Origin of the sequence: Bacillus sp. L381, from assembly GCF_030284525.1 — a bacterium.
GTDB classification, from domain to species: Bacteria; Bacillota; Bacilli; order Bacillales; family Bacillaceae; genus Bacillus; species Bacillus amyloliquefaciens.
Genome location: NZ_CP127224.1, coordinates 3,744,755 through 3,760,599 on the forward strand (window position 1 = coordinate 3,744,755; position 15,845 = coordinate 3,760,599).

At 47.0% G+C, this 15,845-nt stretch carries 15 protein-coding genes; 7 read left to right on the top strand and 8 right to left on the bottom strand.

Annotation, left to right across the window (positions count from 1 at the left end; translation table 11 throughout):
- Positions 1 to 25 precede the first annotated feature (25 nt).
- Positions 26 to 1,414, top strand: coding sequence for a sugar porter family MFS transporter (locus QRX25_RS19185; RefSeq protein WP_065982744.1), 1,389 nt, complete (start codon positions 26 to 28; stop codon positions 1,412 to 1,414).
- A gap of 42 nt (positions 1,415 to 1,456) precedes the next feature.
- On the opposite strand, the gene htpG is transcribed toward QRX25_RS19185, so the two are convergent.
- Complete coding sequence (htpG, locus tag QRX25_RS19190) at positions 1,457 to 3,337, bottom strand: molecular chaperone HtpG (RefSeq protein ID WP_014471258.1); 1,881 nt, start codon at positions 3,335 to 3,337, stop codon at positions 1,457 to 1,459.
- Between the two features lie 227 nt (positions 3,338 to 3,564).
- Here htpG and QRX25_RS19195 point away from each other — a divergent pair, with 227 nt between their 5' ends.
- Positions 3,565 to 4,386: an SDR family oxidoreductase gene (locus QRX25_RS19195; RefSeq protein WP_065522928.1), complete on the top strand. Its 822-nt coding sequence runs from the start codon at positions 3,565 to 3,567 to the stop codon at positions 4,384 to 4,386.
- Between the two features lie 29 nt (positions 4,387 to 4,415).
- On the opposite strand, the gene QRX25_RS19200 is transcribed toward QRX25_RS19195, so the two are convergent.
- The 4 genes from QRX25_RS19200 to QRX25_RS19215 all read right to left on the bottom strand — a co-directional run bounded on the left by QRX25_RS19200 (position 4,416) and on the right by QRX25_RS19215 (position 8,739).
- Positions 4,416 to 5,015 (bottom strand): response regulator transcription factor, encoded by a 600-nt coding sequence (locus tag QRX25_RS19200; protein WP_013354167.1) that lies wholly within the window; start codon positions 5,013 to 5,015, stop codon positions 4,416 to 4,418.
- Positions 5,012 to 6,148: a sensor histidine kinase gene (locus tag QRX25_RS19205; protein WP_115996402.1), complete on the bottom strand. Its 1,137-nt coding sequence runs from the start codon at positions 6,146 to 6,148 to the stop codon at positions 5,012 to 5,014. The genes QRX25_RS19200 and QRX25_RS19205 overlap by 4 nt, the downstream gene beginning before the upstream one ends.
- A 118-nt stretch (positions 6,149 to 6,266) precedes the next feature.
- Entirely contained in the window at positions 6,267 to 7,316 is a 1,050-nt protein-coding gene (gene desA / locus QRX25_RS19210) for a Delta(5) desaturase DesA (RefSeq protein WP_115996400.1), read from the bottom strand.
- Between the two features lie 265 nt (positions 7,317 to 7,581).
- A complete protein-coding gene (locus tag QRX25_RS19215) occupies positions 7,582 to 8,739 on the bottom strand; it encodes a TetR/AcrR family transcriptional regulator (protein ID WP_115996398.1) in 1,158 nt (385 codons plus the stop codon).
- Positions 8,740 to 8,880: 141 nt separating this feature from the next.
- On the opposite strand from QRX25_RS19215, the gene QRX25_RS19220 reads away from it, so the two are divergent.
- A complete protein-coding gene (locus QRX25_RS19220) occupies positions 8,881 to 10,218 on the top strand; it encodes an aldehyde dehydrogenase family protein (RefSeq protein ID WP_088613740.1) in 1,338 nt (445 codons plus the stop codon).
- A 38-nt stretch (positions 10,219 to 10,256) separates the two neighbouring features.
- On the opposite strand, the gene QRX25_RS19225 is transcribed toward QRX25_RS19220, so the two are convergent.
- Positions 10,257 to 11,477, bottom strand: coding sequence for an outer membrane protein assembly factor BamB family protein (locus QRX25_RS19225; RefSeq protein WP_115997079.1), 1,221 nt, complete (start codon positions 11,475 to 11,477; stop codon positions 10,257 to 10,259).
- Positions 11,478 to 11,606: 129 nt separating this feature from the next.
- Entirely contained in the window at positions 11,607 to 12,026 is a 420-nt protein-coding gene (locus QRX25_RS19230; RefSeq protein ID WP_065982751.1) for a DUF5391 family protein, read from the bottom strand.
- A 142-nt stretch (positions 12,027 to 12,168) separates the two neighbouring features.
- Between QRX25_RS19230 and QRX25_RS19235 the strand changes: the two genes are divergently transcribed.
- From QRX25_RS19235 to QRX25_RS19245, 3 genes are all read left to right on the top strand, one after another.
- Positions 12,169 to 12,480, top strand: a complete 312-nt coding sequence (locus tag QRX25_RS19235) for an ArsR/SmtB family transcription factor (RefSeq protein ID WP_014471266.1) — start codon at positions 12,169 to 12,171, stop codon at positions 12,478 to 12,480.
- Positions 12,481 to 12,560: 80 nt separating this feature from the next.
- Positions 12,561 to 13,727, top strand: coding sequence for an MFS transporter (locus QRX25_RS19240; protein WP_212099903.1), 1,167 nt, complete (start codon positions 12,561 to 12,563; stop codon positions 13,725 to 13,727).
- A 69-nt stretch (positions 13,728 to 13,796) separates the two neighbouring features.
- On the top strand, positions 13,797 to 14,252 hold the full coding sequence (locus QRX25_RS19245; RefSeq protein ID WP_212099905.1) for an RDD family protein: 456 nt from the start codon (positions 13,797 to 13,799) through the stop codon (positions 14,250 to 14,252).
- A 36-nt stretch (positions 14,253 to 14,288) separates the two neighbouring features.
- On the opposite strand, the gene QRX25_RS19250 is transcribed toward QRX25_RS19245, so the two are convergent.
- Positions 14,289 to 14,975, bottom strand: a complete 687-nt coding sequence (locus QRX25_RS19250; protein WP_212099907.1) for a toxoflavin lyase-like VOC family protein — start codon at positions 14,973 to 14,975, stop codon at positions 14,289 to 14,291.
- A 299-nt stretch (positions 14,976 to 15,274) separates the two neighbouring features.
- On the opposite strand from QRX25_RS19250, the gene ahpC reads away from it, so the two are divergent.
- Positions 15,275 to 15,838 (top strand): alkyl hydroperoxide reductase subunit C, encoded by a 564-nt coding sequence (gene ahpC, locus QRX25_RS19255; RefSeq protein WP_014471270.1) that lies wholly within the window; start codon positions 15,275 to 15,277, stop codon positions 15,836 to 15,838.
- Positions 15,839 to 15,845 lie beyond the last annotated feature (7 nt).

A 15,845-nucleotide genomic window follows, 5' to 3' on the forward strand; every position in this document is an offset into this window, starting at 1 on the left:
TTCCAAAAGATGAGGAGGATCATCTGTGAAGAAAAACACCAAAAAATACCTGATTTACTTTTTCGGAGCATTAGGTGGGCTGCTTTACGGTTATGACACCGGTGTGATTTCAGGGGCTTTGCTATTTATTAACAAAGATATTCCTTTGAATACGCTGACCGAGGGATTGGTCGTCAGCATGCTGCTGCTCGGTGCGATTTTCGGGTCCGCGTTAAGCGGGACATGCTCTGACCGATGGGGCCGGAGAAAAGTCGTTTTCGTCCTTTCACTCATATTTATTTTCGGCGCGCTTGCCTGCGCGACTTCGCAAACCGTCACTATGCTGATCATCTCCCGTGTCATTCTCGGGTTAGCCGTCGGCGGTTCAACGGCGCTTGTTCCCGTTTATCTTTCTGAGATGGCGCCGACGAAAATACGCGGAACGCTCGGTACATTGAATAACTTAATGATTGTGACCGGAATTTTACTCGCATATATTGTGAATTACATATTCACCCCATTTGAAGCTTGGCGCTGGATGGTAGGTCTTGCCGCAGTACCGGCGGCGCTATTATTAATCGGAATCGCGTTTATGCCGGAATCTCCGAGATGGCTCGTCAAACGCGGCCGTGAACAGGAAGCCAGAAAAGTCATGGAAATGACGCACGACAAAGAGGATATCGCCGTTGAATTGGCGGAGATGAAACAAGGAGAAGCCGAGAAAAAAGAATCGACGCTCGGCTTGCTGAAAGCAAAATGGATCCGTCCTATGCTGCTGATCGGGATCGGCCTCGCCATCTTCCAGCAGGCAGTCGGTATCAACACGGTGATTTACTATGCGCCGACCATCTTTACGAAGGCCGGACTCGGCACTTCGGCGTCCGTTCTCGGCACGATGGGAATCGGTGTCTTAAACGTCATCATGTGTATCACCGCCATGATCTTAATTGACCGGATCGGCCGGAAAAAACTGCTGATGTGGGGAAGTGTCGGCATCACCTTGAGCCTGGCGTCACTATCAGCCATTCTCCTTCTCGCCGGCCTGTCAGCTTCAACAGCTTGGCTGACCGTACTGTTCCTCGGAATCTATATCGTCTTTTACCAGGCGACATGGGGTCCCGTCGTATGGGTCCTGATGCCGGAGCTGTTCCCGTCAAACGCACGCGGAGCCGCAACTGGATTTACGACATTGATTCTGTCGGCAACCAATCTGGTCGTTTCACTGGTATTCCCGCTTATGCTGAGCGCCATGGGCATCGGCTGGGTATTCGGAATTTTCTCAGTCATCTGCCTTACATCCTTCTTCTTCGCCGCTTACATCGTTCCGGAAACGAAGGGCAGAAGTTTAGAAGAAATCGAAACGCACTTGAAAAAACGGTTCTCCTTAAAGAAACGCAGCAAACAAAATCAAATTCTTAAACAGCGCACGCTGTAATCAAAAAAGGAATCGCCCCCGATGGGCGATTCCTTTTTGGCGTCATACCATGACTTTGCAAATATCATTCGTAAACTCTACCGGATCGTGGATCGGCAGCCCTTCAATCAGAAGCGCCTGATTGTAGAGAAGGTTTGTGTATAATGCAAGCTTTTCCCGATCTTGTCCGTGCGCGTTCTTTAACGTCTCAAACACTTCGTGATTCGGGTTGATTTCCAGCACTTTTTCCGCTTTGACCTGCTGGCTGTCAGGCATGGCGTTTAACACTTTCTCCATTTCGATCGTCACTTCGCCGTCTGTCGCAAAGCATACCGGATGGGATTTTAAGCGTTTCGATGCTCTGACGTTCTTCACTTTATCCGCAAGAATCTCTTTCATGCTTTCGAACAGGTCTTTATATTCGTTTTCTTCGGCCTCGGTCTGCTTTTCATCTTCATCAGCGTCGATGCCTAAGTCCGCGCTTGATACGGATTTGAACTCTTTTTCCTCGTAGCTTGTCAGCATTTTGATCGCAAATTCATCAATATCTTCCGTGAAATATAAAATTTCGTAGCCTTTGTCGGCCACCATTTCAGTTTGCGGCAGCTTTTCAATCCGCTCATATGAATCGCCGGACGCGTAATAGATATATTTTTGATCCTCAGGCATTCTGGACACATATTCATCCAGTGTGACGAGTTTTTTCTCCTTAGATGAATAGAAGAGAAGCAGGTCTTTTAATACGTCTTTATTCGCGCCGAAATCATTGTAGACGCCGAATTTCAGCTGTCTGCCGAAAGATTCATAGAAAGATTCATATTTTTCCCTTTTGTTCTTCAGCAGGCTCTTCAGCTCAGCTTTGATTTTTTTATTGATGTTTTTCGCAATCAGCTTCAGCTGGCGGTCATGCTGCAGCATTTCTCTGGAAATGTTCAGCGACAGATCCTCAGAATCGACCATGCCTTTTACAAAGCTGAAATGGTCCGGAAGCAGGTCGGCGCATTTGTTCATGATCAGCACGCCGTTGGAATACAGCTCCAATCCTTTTTCGAATTCCTTCGTATAATAGTCAAACGGCATGTTTTCCGGAATAAACAAAATCGAATTGTAGCGCACCGCTCCGTCTACGCTGATATGCACGTGAGTCAGCGGTTTATCAAAGCCGTAATGCTTCTCGGCGTAAAAAGCCTCGTAATCTTCATCCGTCAGCTCGCTTTTGTTTTTTCTCCAGATCGGCACCATGCTGTTGACCGTCTGTTCTTCCTGAACCTCTTCAAACTCGTTCTCGCTGCCCTCTTTCGGCTTGTTGACCGTCTCTTCCATTTTGATCGGGTAGCGGATAAAGTCGGAGTACTTTTTCACAATCGCTTTGATGCGGTAGTTTTCTAAAAACTCATCATAGCTTTCATCTTCTGTGTTTTCTTTTATTTTCAGGGTGATTTCCGTACCGACGGTTTCCTTGTCACACGGCGCGACCGTGTAGCCGGCAGCCCCTTCCGACTCCCATACATACGCCTCGTCACTGCCGAGCGCCTTACTTTTCACCGTGACTTTATCAGCCACCATAAACGCCGCATAAAACCCGACCCCGAACTGACCGATAATGTCATGGCCGTCTTTCGCGTCGTTTTCTTCCTTGAAAGCGAGTGAACCGCTTTTCGCAATCGTTCCGAGATGCTGTTCAAGCTCGTCTTTTGTCATTCCGATACCGGTATCTGTAACAGTGAGCGTTCTTGCTTCTTTATCCGCCGTCACTTTTATGTAGTAATTGTCTTGATCAAATGTTAACGAATCATCGGTTAACGCCTTGTAATAGATTTTGTCAATCGCATCGCTCGCGTTGGAAATTAACTCTCTGAGAAAAATTTCCTTCTGCGTGTAAATGGAGTTAATCATCATGTCCAGCAAACGCTTGGATTCTGCTTTAAACTTTTTTTTCCGCAATTCAGATCTCTCCTTTAATTATGCTTTGATGTTATGTAAAATCTTTTCAGCATCTATTTATCATATTCAATGACATCTGTCAATCTATTGCAATATGATTGTCAGCTGAGTCTTCCATATTAATAATTTAACATAAAACACAATTATTGGTTTGTTTTTAATCACCCGGTTCCATGTTTACTCCTTCACATAACGGGAAAAAGTCAAAGAAAAAAGGAGAATGCAGCATGGGAAGATTATCCGGAAAAACCGCAATCATCACAGGGGCCGCAACAGGCATCGGGCAGGCGACGGCACGGGTTTTCGCCGATGAAGGCGCCCGCGTGATCTGCGGTGACATCAATGAAAGCGAGCTGAATGAAACCGTCCGCGCCATCACAAAAAACGGCGGAGAAGCAGAAGCTTTTCACCTTGATGTATCAGACGAAGAAAACGTAAAGTCTTTTGCAGACGGCATTCAGCAGAAGTACGGAACAATTGATATTCTTTTTAACAATGCCGGTGTTGACCAAGAGGGCGGCAAAGTCCATGAGTACCCGGTCGAGCTGTTTGACCGGATCATCGCCGTCGATCTGCGCGGCACATTTCTTTGCAGCAAATATCTGATTCCGCTCATGCTTGAAAAAGGAGGCTCCATCATCAACACCTCCTCCATGTCCGGCCGGGCCGCAGACCTTGACCGTTCAGGCTATAACGCCGCAAAAGGCGGTATCACGAACCTGACAAAAGCGATGGCCATTGATTACGCCAGAAGCGGCATCCGCGTCAATTCCTTATCGCCGGGCACGATTGAAACACCGCTCATTGATAAACTGGCAGGCACGACAGAAGACGAGATGGGCGAGGCATTCCGTGAAGCCAATAAATGGATCACACCGCTCGGCCGGCTCGGAAAACCGGAAGAAATGGCAGCCGTCGCACTTTTCCTTGCTTCAGACGACAGCTCGTACGTCACAGGAGAAGACATCACCGCAGACGGCGGCATCATGGCATACACATGGCCGGGAAAAATGCTGATTGATAAGAAGTGGAAGGAAGAGACGGAGTGAGGCGAGTGGAAGAACAAGCTGAGGGCTGGTTACTTAAACCAGCCCTTTTCCTTTGATCGGGTTATTGCTTCAATTCGATTTTTTACTTCTAATTTATCCAGAATCATCGAAACATAATTGCGGACTGTGCCGCTTTTGATGCTGAGGGCGTTTGCGATTTCTTTTGTGTTTTTTCCATCTGCGACGAGCTCAAGCACCGCTTTTTCCCGTTCGGTCAGCGGGTTTTCTTCGCCATAGATGTCCTCCATTAATTCAGGTGCGTAGACGCGTCTTCCTTTCATGACGCTGCGGATGGCGCTGACGAGCTCCTCGCTTGGGCTGTCCTTGAGCATGTAACCGCTGACGCCTGCTTTTAGCGCCCGCTGAAAATAGCCGGAGCGGGCAAAGGTCGTTAAAATGATGATTTTCACATCACTGTCCTTGAGCTTTTCCGCCGCCTCAAGACCTGATACCCCGGGCATTTCAATATCCATCAGACAGATATCAGGAGCATGTTTTTCCACGAAATCGATGGCATCCTGGCCGCTTGTGCCTTTGCCGACAACCGTCATGTCCTCTTCTAAATTCAACAGCGAACCAAGTGCGCCGAGCAGCATTTGCTGATCCTCGGCAATGAAGATGTTGATCATCTGCTACCATCCTTTTCTTTTGTTTTTGAATCATTTGGGATGCTCATGGTCAGCTTTGTACCGGCAGCTGTATCGATGGCTAAACTGCCATTTGCGAATTCAAGCCGTTCTCTCATTCCAAGCAGGCCGTGCCCCTTTGAAAAAAAGCGGTCTTCTCTGCATTGGAAGCTGCCGTCGTCTTCTACCGTAATGACAACCTCTTTCCAGAGCTGCTGAATGGTGATGCGGCAAACTGTGGCGCCGCTGTGTTTCACGACATTGGTGACAGCTTCTTTTATGCACATGCTGACAATATTTTCGTTCAGCAGGGAGATATTTTTTGGGGCTTCTTTTTCTTCGTACACAAAATCAATTCCCGCTGCTTCAAGTATTTGCCGAACATTGCCGAGTTCATCCTTTAATCGGATGCCTTTCATCGACGAGACAATTTGTCTGACCTCATTTAAGGAGGAGCGGGCCGTCTGTTGAACGCTTTTCAGCTCAGTGCGGGCCTGTTCAGGATCCTTGTATATCAGCTTTCGGGCAAGATCGCTTTTTAGTCCGATTAAGGAGAGCTTTTGTCCAAGTGTATCGTGGAGGTCTCGGGCGATGCGCTGCCTTTCTTCCAGCTTCACAAGATCCGCAATCCGTTCATTTGCATATTCTAATTTCTCCTCAAGGCGTTCTCGTTCTTTCCTGCTTCGAATGCTGAGCGGTAGCAAGATGGCACTGATCAGTGTAATGACGATAAACGGAATTTGAGTCAGAAACCACCCTTTTTTCAGAACAAGGCTGAAGTTGACGGCAATCGCCGCACTGGTGATATGAATGTAATATAAGATGTAAAAAGGAACTTTCTCTCGGATATGGCCGATGAAGTAGGCGATAAAGAAGGCGAAATAAATATAACTGAACAGCATGACTGAGCCGGTCGAAATGCCGATCAGAAGAAACGCCCATAAATAAAGCGGCCAGCCTTTTGCAACAAATGCAAAGCGATATGCGCCGAAGAAAACAAGTGTGAAAATGACGCCGGCAACCATCACAAAGGTAGAAGAGCTTTTAAAAATAAAATAAAAAGGCAGAATGAAAAAAATCGTCCATATATAAGGAGAAATCCCGTTCAGTTTTTGAAATTTAAAATACTTCTTCATCCTTGTTCCACCTTCTGCTGCTTATGTCTATCCTCACTTTACCAAAACAACGCCTTCATTGCATCCTCACTCATAAAGCGACGGCCCTTTCTGATAAGAGAAAGAGCCGCGCGCCATATCAGGCATTTTTCTTTAAAGGTTTTTCCGGCGCCTGCCGGGGCGACGGTGTTTTTCGCGCCTCCCGAAACGTGACAAACTGCTTTTCATCCTCATCCCACAGACGGAATTTCATGGATTCAAGACTTGTTTTAAGCGTAATGGTCGGTACATTTTTTAAAGGTTCATGCCCCTCATGAGCCGCTTCCAGCTTGTAATTCGGCACCTTTGGACTTAAATGGTGGACATGATGGTAGCCGATATTGCCTGTCAGCCATTGCAAAAGCTTCGGCAGCTTGTAATAGGAGCTTCCTTCTACAGCGGCCTGCACATAGTTCCAATGCTCATCGGCTTCAAAATAAGAGTCTTCAAACGTATGCTGTACATAAAAGAGCCAGACGCCGATTGACCCCGAAATAAGGAAAATCGGACCTTGAACAAGCAAAAAGTTTTCCCAGCCGACAAGCAGGCACGTTGCGGCAGCCAATATGACAATAGCCGCGTTCGTGAAATACGTGTTCCAGCGCTCCTTGCGGCGGGCGCCTTTTACATTGAAACGGTTTTGAATAAGAAATACGTAAATCGGTCCGAGAATAAACATAATAAACGGATTGCGATAAAGTCTGTAGCGTACTTTTGTCCAGGCTGACGCTTCGTTATATTCTTTGACAGTCATCATCCAAATATCGCCGGTGCCCCGTTTATCTAAGTTGCTGCTTGTCGCATGATGAATGGAGTGGCTACGTTGCCATTGAAGGTACGGAAACAGTGTCAGCACACCTGAAATGAACCCGAACAGCCGGTTCAGCCGCTTTTGTTTGAAAAAGGATTGATGGCAGCAGTCGTGGAATATGATAAATATTCTTGTCAAAAAGCCCGCTGCTATAACAGTAAAGGCGAGGGTCAGAAGATAGGAGACATTGAGGCTGAAGTAAGCAAGAAACCAAAGGCCAAAGAACGGCACGAACGTATTGAAAAGCTGAATGACACTATGCTTTGTATCGGCACCGGAAAATGCAGCAACCTGCTTTTTCAAAGATGCTTGTTTTTGAGTTGCGGTGTGATTGGTCATACATGTCATTTCCCTTCTTTTTCATTATGATTCCAAGTATACCGAGGCGCTCGGCGCGCTTGTAGTAGCAGGCATCATGCCCCGAATATGACATTTGTCATGTTTGGCGGCAGAATGCTGATCAGACGTCATATAGAGCGGTTACTTTTTTGCAAGGGATACAGCTGGAGAATTTTGAAGACTGAAAGAAAAGACGAATTTTTATATCGAAGAAAACAGCAAAAAAGAACTCCAGCCTGTTTCGGGAGTTCTTTTTTCATCCTATTCACAGCAAAATCACACGGTACTTCTTCACATCCAAAAACTGCAGAAATTCCCGGGCCAGCACGTCCGGCGCGTGGTCTTTTCCTTCATGAAGACGGTATTGAATCAGGCCGACGAGCATGGATGCGACATAGTATGCGTATAGCTTTTTGCCCGCCTGAATATGCAGAGGCTGATGAAGATAAAACGATTGCAGTGCTCTGAAGATCTCCGGGATGACGTCAGGCACTCCGGAACCCTCTCTCAGAAAATGGACGAGCGGCATGCCTTCCGACAGTGCGGAAAAGAGACGGACGAGCGCGGCTTCCGCTTCTTCCATAGAGCAATCAGCAGGCTCTCCTTTCACCGTCAATAATCCGATCAAATCCCGGCATGATTGATGGATGATCGTTTTCAGCAATCCTTCTTTGTTGGCGTAATGGTCATAAAAAGTGGCCCGGCGGAGATTGCTTTTCCGGGCAATATCGGAAATCGTAATCGCCGCGTAATCTTTTTTTTCCGCCATTAAGCTGATCATAGCTTCTTGCAAGGCCTGTCTCGTTCGGATCACCCGGCGGTCGGCGGGCTTTTTTTCTTCCTGTTCTGACACCCGGCGGCCAAACAGCCAGTAAAACCGTTTTTGAGAAATCAAATCCCACACCTGCCCGCTGATCGCTTCCGGGGATGCCGCCTGATCCTCATTCAGCCAGTACAGAACAATAGCATACGTGTATAAAGCGCGGTAATGAATGTACATATCCTGTTCAGTCGGTGAGAAATCCGCATTGACCGGAGACAGAAGCACATCATGCCGGAACACATCTTTAAAAAAAGCATGAAAGTGAAAATACGGCATTTTATGACGATCCATCATCGTTTGGAAAAACGCCCGATGCCGGTCAACAAAAGACAGGGTCGGATGCACTTTTTGCCATCCGCCATTTAAATGAAGCACATCTTTATGCTTCAGCGAATGATAAAGCGCTTCGCTCAGGCCGTCTTTCATTTCTTCCGCCATATCTTCTAAAATTGCATATTTATCTTCGTAATAAAGGTACAATGTCCCCCGGCTCACGTGCGCCCGCTCGGCGATGTCCTTCATGGTCACACGGCGGATATCCCGCTCTCCAAGCATAGCCAGAAGCGCTTGTTTGATATCAGTTGTCACAGAATCCGGCATAAGAGACACTCCTTTCATTAGACAGATCACCGCAATTTGTACGGTAACGTATAGATGTGTTTATGCTGTCTTTGCCGCAAAAACATATCACATTATAATAGGCCCTGAAGAAATAAAAAAGCAACCAGAGGAGGAAGACCGATGGATCAGCATATAAAAGCAGACATCAAACGCGTCTTTGAGCTTCAGAAAAAAAATCAGAAAACGCTGCGTGCTTCAACAGCCGAGCAGCGCAGAGAAAAGCTTCAGCGCTTTTTAGATGCCGTCACCGCTCATGAAGAAGAAATCATCGAGGCGATCAGACGGGACGTCCGCAAGCCTTATCACGAGGTGAAAAGAGCGGAAACGCAGGGAACGATCAAGGCGATAAAAGATAATATGAACAATCTCGACACCTGGATGGCGCCGAAACGCGTCGGCTCATCCGTCAGCCCGGACGCAGACGGCGTATTAATGTACGAGCCAAAAGGCGTCACCCTCATTCTCGGCCCATGGAATTATCCATTTATGCTGACGATGGCTCCGCTTGCCGCTGCCATTGCGGCCGGCAACAGCGCGATTGTGAAGCTGTCCGATTTTACGATGGAGACGAGCCATATCGCCGCGACAGTCATTCGCGAGGCATTTCACGAAGAAGAAGTCGCCATTTTTGAAGGTGAGGTCGATGTAGCGACAGAACTGCTCGACCAGCCGTTTGACCACATTTTCTTCACCGGAAGCACGAATGTCGGTAAAATCGTCATGACGGCAGCGGCGAAGCACTTGTCGTCCGTCACGCTTGAGCTTGGCGGAAAAAGCCCGACGATCATTGACAGCGAATATGATTTGATGGACGCGGCGAAAAAAATCGCCGTCGGCAAATTTGTCAATGCGGGACAGACATGTATCGCTCCTGACTATCTCCTTATGAAGGAAGATGTACAGGATACTTTTACAGATCTCCTGCAAACCATTGTCAATGCAGGTTTTATGGAGGATGATCATACGGTTGACCGCAATAAATTCACGCAGATTGTCAATGACCGCAACTTTAACCGTGTCAAAGCCCTGTATGATGATGCCATTGAAAAAGGGGCGAAAACGGCGTTCGGCGGCGTATTTGATGCTCATGACCGCACGATTTCCCCGACCGTGCTGACAAACGTCACTCCTGATATGAAGATCATGCAGGAGGAAATTTTCGCACCGATTCTGCCGATTATGAATTACGAAGATATCAGTGAAGCCGTTGATTACATCACTGACCGGGACAAGCCGCTTGCCCTATATGTATTCAGCCATAATCAGGAGCTAATCGATTATGTGCTGCAGCATACGACATCCGGCAACGCTTCTATCAATGATGTCGTCGTTCATTTCACTGACGTCAACCTTCCGTTCGGCGGCGTCAATACGAGCGGGATCGGTTCATATCACGGTGTATACGGCTTTAAAGAATTCTCTCATGAAAAAGGCGTATTTATTCAAGCCTCTAAATAAAAAAAAGAATCCGCTCAGATGACGCGGATTCTTTTTTATTATTTTTTTGCTCCGAATGCGAGCAGTTTCGTATAAGTGCCGGCGTAGAGTGTGCCGTCTTCAGCCAGAACCGGGGAGGAAATGACATTGCTGTCCGTTTGATAGCGCCATTTTTCATTACCGTCAGCGTCAACCGCATAGACGTTTTTATCGTCAGAGCCGAAGTACACATTGCCGTTGGCATCAATCAGCGGCGCCGTTCTCACAGGCCCGTCCGTATAGAAAGACCAGTTCATGTTTCCGGTTTTGCTGATGGAAAACAGCTCGCCGCTTCCAGAACCGATATACACATTGCCGTTATGGTCAATCGCTAATGAAGAGCTGGAGAAACCGTTCAACGGGAACGTCCATTTTACAGCACCCGTTGACGTATAGGCATATAGGTTGCCGTCTTGGTTTCCGGCGTAAACGGTGCCGTCTTTATCAATAACCGGATATCCTTTAAACCCGTTGGATGTTGTTTTTGACCATTTCACTTGGCCCGTTCCTGAATTGATCGCGTAAAAGATATTATTGTACGTTGCCGTATACAAAGTGCCGTTTGACGCTAACACGGGAGCGGAGCCGACCACGCCGTTTGTTTTAAATTTCCACTTTTCCGTCCATGTCGAAGGAGACGTCGGTTTAATCGCATAGATATAGTTATCCAGCGTCGACACATACAGCGTGCCGTCAGAACCGATAGCCGCATCGGAACTCGGCGCTCCGCTCAGCGGAACTGATGTTAAAATGTTTCCGGTTTCTTTGTCGATGAAATACAGTTTTTTGTCATGAGACGGAAGATAAATGACACCGTTTGTTCCGAGCACCGGGGTCAGCGTATAGGTTGTCCCGAGGTTTTCCGTCACCCATTTCACAGTACCGTCCGGATGATACGCCGTCAGCTTCCCGTCTTTTGATTGAATAAACACGGTACCGTCCCCGTCAACCGCGGCTCCCGCACCGTTTTGAGGATTGGCCGGTACATTTTTTTCCCATTTTAATGCGCCGTCGGCATTGCTTGTAAACCGGCTTTCCCTTGACCAGTTGAACATCGTCGGAGACATGGCCTGCGCGTCATACCGTCCCGTCAAGAAACCGGATGCGGCGTGATTTTGTTTAAATACCGTTTCCGCAGCTTGAGCAGCGGCCGGATGCAGCCATTTTCCCGCCGGCAGATCAGAAACCGCTCCCACAGATAAAGCCGCAGCAACCGCAGCGCCGGCCGCCAATGTTTTCATTCGAAATGAAGCTGTCCTTTTTTTCAATGTCAGTTCCTCCCGTTTCTATCAAAAACTGCTATACGCCATGATCATACCATAATCACCCTATGAAATATTTGTATTTTCGGTAAATTTATAGAACAAATGTCACATAGCCTGCTGATGCTTTGGAGACGAGCGAAACGCGATAATGTACCACATCACATTGACGATAAAAGCCGTTCCTGACCAAACGAGAAGACCGTAATAAAGAGACAGCTCCTGTTCCGAAGAAGTTATGACCAATAGCGTCACCAAAATGACAGCCGCACAAATGATAAGCCCGATTCCGCAAAAAACGGCCATGATGATTTTCATGACACGAACACCGAGAATATACATAATGAGCGGGACCGCATATATAAAAAGGATCTGACCGACGGCGGCCCACATCCCCAAGGAGTTAAAGCGATTCGCGTTCGGCCCCGTTTCTGCAAACGGAGAAAGCGAGCCGACGACCGGCAATAAACAAAACATCAGAGCGGAAAGCAGTGTCACCGCAACCGCACCTTTTTTCTTTTGATTCATGTGAATATCCTCCTGACAATAACCCGGCTTTTTTACCGTTATTTTAATAATATGTTATATGTTAGCACGATTTTTACTTAATTTGAGAATGTTTTGTTAAAAACGAATTTACAAATCCAGAAAAATAGATATAATAAACGTTATGGAACCGATATTGATTCATAAAGCGTTATCTAACAAAACACGAAGTGACATTATGACATGGCTCAAACACCCGGAGGACCATTTTGATGAAAAGCCTTATCTTGAGCAGGGCCTCAGTTTCCGCACCGGAATTTGCGTCGGTGATATTCAGGCAAAGTCAGGGCTTGCGCAGTCCGTCATCTCCAGCTACCTGCTGACGATGCAAAAAGCCGGCCTGCTGGAATCTGAACGAATCGGAAAATGGACTTATTACAGAAGGAATGAAAAACAAATTAAAGCCTTTGCTGACTATGTTCAGCACCAGCTATAACGATGAAAGGAGGGCTTTTTCCGCTTTAACATATCTATTTTTCTGTATATGTAGTTACAAAAAAGGAGGCTTACATAACAATGAAAATAAGCAGTTCCATCTTCATTCTATTTTTGGCATTAGGGGTTTTCGGCATTATCACGACCGAAATGGGCATTATCGGTGTTCTTCCGCAAGTGGCCGACAGATTTCACATCACCGCTTCAAAGGCGGGATGGCTCGTCAGTATTTTCGCGTTCATCGTCGCTGTGTCGGGGCCGTTTTTGACCTTGCTTGCTTCAGGCATAAACCGGAAATACATTCTGCTTTTGGCGGTGCTGATGTTTGCCGTTTCAAACGCTGTCTATGCGTATACGGCGCATTTCAGTGTCATGCTTGCGTTTCGGATCATTCCCGCTTTATGCCACCCGGTGTTCTTTTCTGTAGCGCTTGCTGCTGCGGCCCGCCTTGTCCCCGCCGGCCAATCCGGAAAAGCCGTAACGAAAGTTTTTTCAGGCATCACCGCCGGGTTTGCGTTCGGCGTGCCTTTCACTTCTTATCTGGCGGAGCGTCTCTCCCTGGAATCGGCCTTCCTATTCGGCGCTATCGTCAGTATCATCGCTTTTACGGGCATTCTTCTCTTTTTGCCATCCATGCCGGTCACAGAAAAAATGTCTTTCAGAAGCCAGCTCGGCATCCTTCGCAAACCGGCTTTGTGGCTCAATATCACTGCCGTCATCTGTCTGTTTGCGGCCATGTTTTCTGTCTACAGCTATTTCGCGGAATACCTCGGGCGGGTGTCCCATATGAACGGCACATGGGTCAGCTTTATGCTGATGACGTTCGGGGTGATTATGATAGCCGGGAATTTCGTCTTCGGCGCTTTGTTATACAAAAATATGAAAAAGACCGTCATCGTGTTTCCGCTTCTTTATACGGCCGCCTACTTGCTCATATACGGGTTTGGGACGTCTTTCGCTCCGATGGCCGTGCTCGTCTTCGTATGGGGCGCCGTCCATTCCGGCGGGCTCATTGTCAGCCAGACATGGCTGACAGCAGAAGCAAAGGAGGCACCTGAATTCGGCAACAGTCTGTTTGTCTCCTTTTCCAACCTCGGCATCACCATCGGAACGGCGGCGGGCGGCTGGTTTATTTCTCATCTGGGGATTCATCAGCTGATGTGGTGCGGCATCATGTTCGCCCTTCTGGCTTTCGGGCTGATCATGGGGCGCTTGGCATGGGGAAAGAGGCCGCTCGCCGAAGCTTGAGCTCCGTTGCAAAATCCGGCATATTTACGTATAATATGCCAGATTACGACAAGGGAGAGAAAAAGATACATGGAAAGACCGGCAGGATTTTGGATTCGGTTTCTGGCTTATGTCATTGATCAGATCATCATAGGAATTCCGATTTTTATCATTCAATTTATAATCACTTTTTTATTTGCGGCAGGCGCTGCTGCGGCTGACCCCTTGATGACCGAAAATCAGTTTACCATTTCGTTTCTGATATTCGGCGTCATCCCGATTCTTCTGATCTCTATTGTGATCAGCATCTTATATTTCAGCCTGCTCACTGCCTCAAAGATGCAGGGGACACTGGGAAAAGCATTGCTCGGCCTTAAGGTCATCGATGAAGATGGCGGACGGATTTCCATGGGCCAGGCCTTCGGACGCGCTTTCGCTTCTATCATCTCTAAGCTCATTCTTTATATCGGTTTCATCATGGGCGCCTTCGGAGAGAAAAAAACGCTGCACGACATCATATGCAGCACGCGCGTTGTCTATAAATAATGTCCTTAAGCCCGGGCCTTTTGAGCCCGGGCTTTTTTATGACGGCTGAGCCTGCCTGATGTCAATGCCGCCTTTTCCGTCAGCCTCAATGCGGATCGTACCGTTCACAATGACAGACAGCGGATGGAACTCCGCATGCTGATCAGAAAATATCCAGCGGCGTCCGTTCGGCCCTAAAAGCAAAAACGCCCCATCATTATAATCCCCCATAAAATGAAACCCGTCTTCCCTAAGAGGCGAATGGTCTCTCACCGGAATACCGAAACGCTGCAGCTTTCTCCCGGTTGAAACGACTTCAGCAGCCGTCAGGTTCACCTCGCCGATATTCAGCACGGACTCAATTGAAAAGCGTTCCGCGCTTGCCGGCGACGTTTCTCTCGCGATGAATTCCGCCAGATTGCCGGACGGATCTTTAAAATAAAAGGAACGCGCCTTAATATGAGAGAAATACACCTCATCCTCTCCATCTTCCGTTTGAAAAACGACTTTATCCTTTATCCACGCCTTCGCCTCATCAAAACGATTGTTCGGAATGTTAAACGCGAAATGATAATTCGGATGAGATTGAGAATCGGTGCGCCTGAATTCCAATTCACTTTCTCCGGCTTTGATTGTAAATGAATCACCGGACGCCTCAATTAAAGAGAAACCTAACACCCGTTCATAGAAGTGTTTCGTCTCCTCCAAAGCACAACTGTACAAAGTTATGTTATTTATTTGCATGACCATACCCCCTTTGGTTTATACTGCCATATAGAGGGGTTTACTCCCACTATTTTGTTTCAACCAATTGAGAATCCCCCTTTCGTCCGGCGCTAAACATGCAAAACAGCGCCCAACCGCTTATACCTAGGGTTTTTTAACGTCTAAAGCAAAAAAAGAAGAAAATAATACCCCATATAGCTTGACAAAAAATAAATGTTATTTAATAATCTATATATAATTAGAATTATTATTGAAAGATAAAGTGAATGCTTTGTCTTTTTAATATATTTCAAATCACATTTCAGGAGGAAGATATTATGTCTTTAATCGGAAAAGAAGTACTGCCATTCGAAGCAAAAGCTTTCAAAAACGGTGAATTCATCGATGTAACAAACGAAGATTTGAAAGGTCAATGGAGCGTTTTCTGCTTCTACCCAGCAGATTTCTCTTTCGTATGCCCGACTGAACTTGAAGATCTTCAAGAACAATACGCTGCACTGAAAGAATTAGGCGTTGAAGTATACTCTGTTTCTACAGATACTCACTTCGTACACAAAGGCTGGCATGACAGCTCTGAAAAAATCGGCAAAATCACTTACGCAATGATTGGTGACCCATCTCAAACGATTTCTCGCAACTTCGACGTTCTTGACGAAGAAAGCGGACTTGCTGACCGCGGAACATTCATCATCGATCCGGATGGCGTCATCCAAACAGTTGAAATCAATGCAGGCGGTATCGGCCGTGACGCAAGCAACCTTGTAAATAAAGTAAAAGCAGCTCAATACGTTCGTCAAAACCCAGGTGAAGTCTGCCCGGCTAAATGGGAAGAAGGCGGCGAAACACTTACACCTAGCCTTGATCTGGTAGGTAAAATCTAAGGAGTGC

Excerpts from the sequence above, each read along its gene's own strand:
- QRX25_RS19195 (WP_065522928.1), top strand. The coding sequence starts at position 3,565 with ATGGGAAGATTATCCGGAAAAACCGCAATCATCACAGGGGCCGCAACA.
- QRX25_RS19200 (WP_013354167.1), bottom strand. The coding sequence starts at position 5,015 with ATGATCAACATCTTCATTGCCGAGGATCAGCAAATGCTGCTCGGCGCA.
- QRX25_RS19205 (WP_115996402.1), bottom strand. The coding sequence starts at position 6,148 with ATGAAGAAGTATTTTAAATTTCAAAAACTGAACGGGATTTCTCCTTAT.
- desA (WP_115996400.1), bottom strand. The coding sequence starts at position 7,316 with ATGACCAATCACACCGCAACTCAAAAACAAGCATCTTTGAAAAAGCAG.
- QRX25_RS19215 (WP_115996398.1), bottom strand. The coding sequence starts at position 8,739 with ATGCCGGATTCTGTGACAACTGATATCAAACAAGCGCTTCTGGCTATG.
- QRX25_RS19220 (WP_088613740.1), top strand. The coding sequence starts at position 8,881 with ATGGATCAGCATATAAAAGCAGACATCAAACGCGTCTTTGAGCTTCAG.
- QRX25_RS19225 (WP_115997079.1), bottom strand. The coding sequence starts at position 11,477 with ATGAAAACATTGGCGGCCGGCGCTGCGGTTGCTGCGGCTTTATCTGTG.
- QRX25_RS19230 (WP_065982751.1), bottom strand. The coding sequence starts at position 12,026 with ATGAATCAAAAGAAAAAAGGTGCGGTTGCGGTGACACTGCTTTCCGCT.
- QRX25_RS19235 (WP_014471266.1), top strand. The coding sequence starts at position 12,169 with ATGGAACCGATATTGATTCATAAAGCGTTATCTAACAAAACACGAAGT.
- QRX25_RS19240 (WP_212099903.1), top strand. The coding sequence starts at position 12,561 with ATGAAAATAAGCAGTTCCATCTTCATTCTATTTTTGGCATTAGGGGTT.
- QRX25_RS19245 (WP_212099905.1), top strand. The coding sequence starts at position 13,797 with ATGGAAAGACCGGCAGGATTTTGGATTCGGTTTCTGGCTTATGTCATT.
- QRX25_RS19250 (WP_212099907.1), bottom strand. The coding sequence starts at position 14,975 with ATGCAAATAAATAACATAACTTTGTACAGTTGTGCTTTGGAGGAGACG.
- ahpC (WP_014471270.1), top strand. The coding sequence starts at position 15,275 with ATGTCTTTAATCGGAAAAGAAGTACTGCCATTCGAAGCAAAAGCTTTC.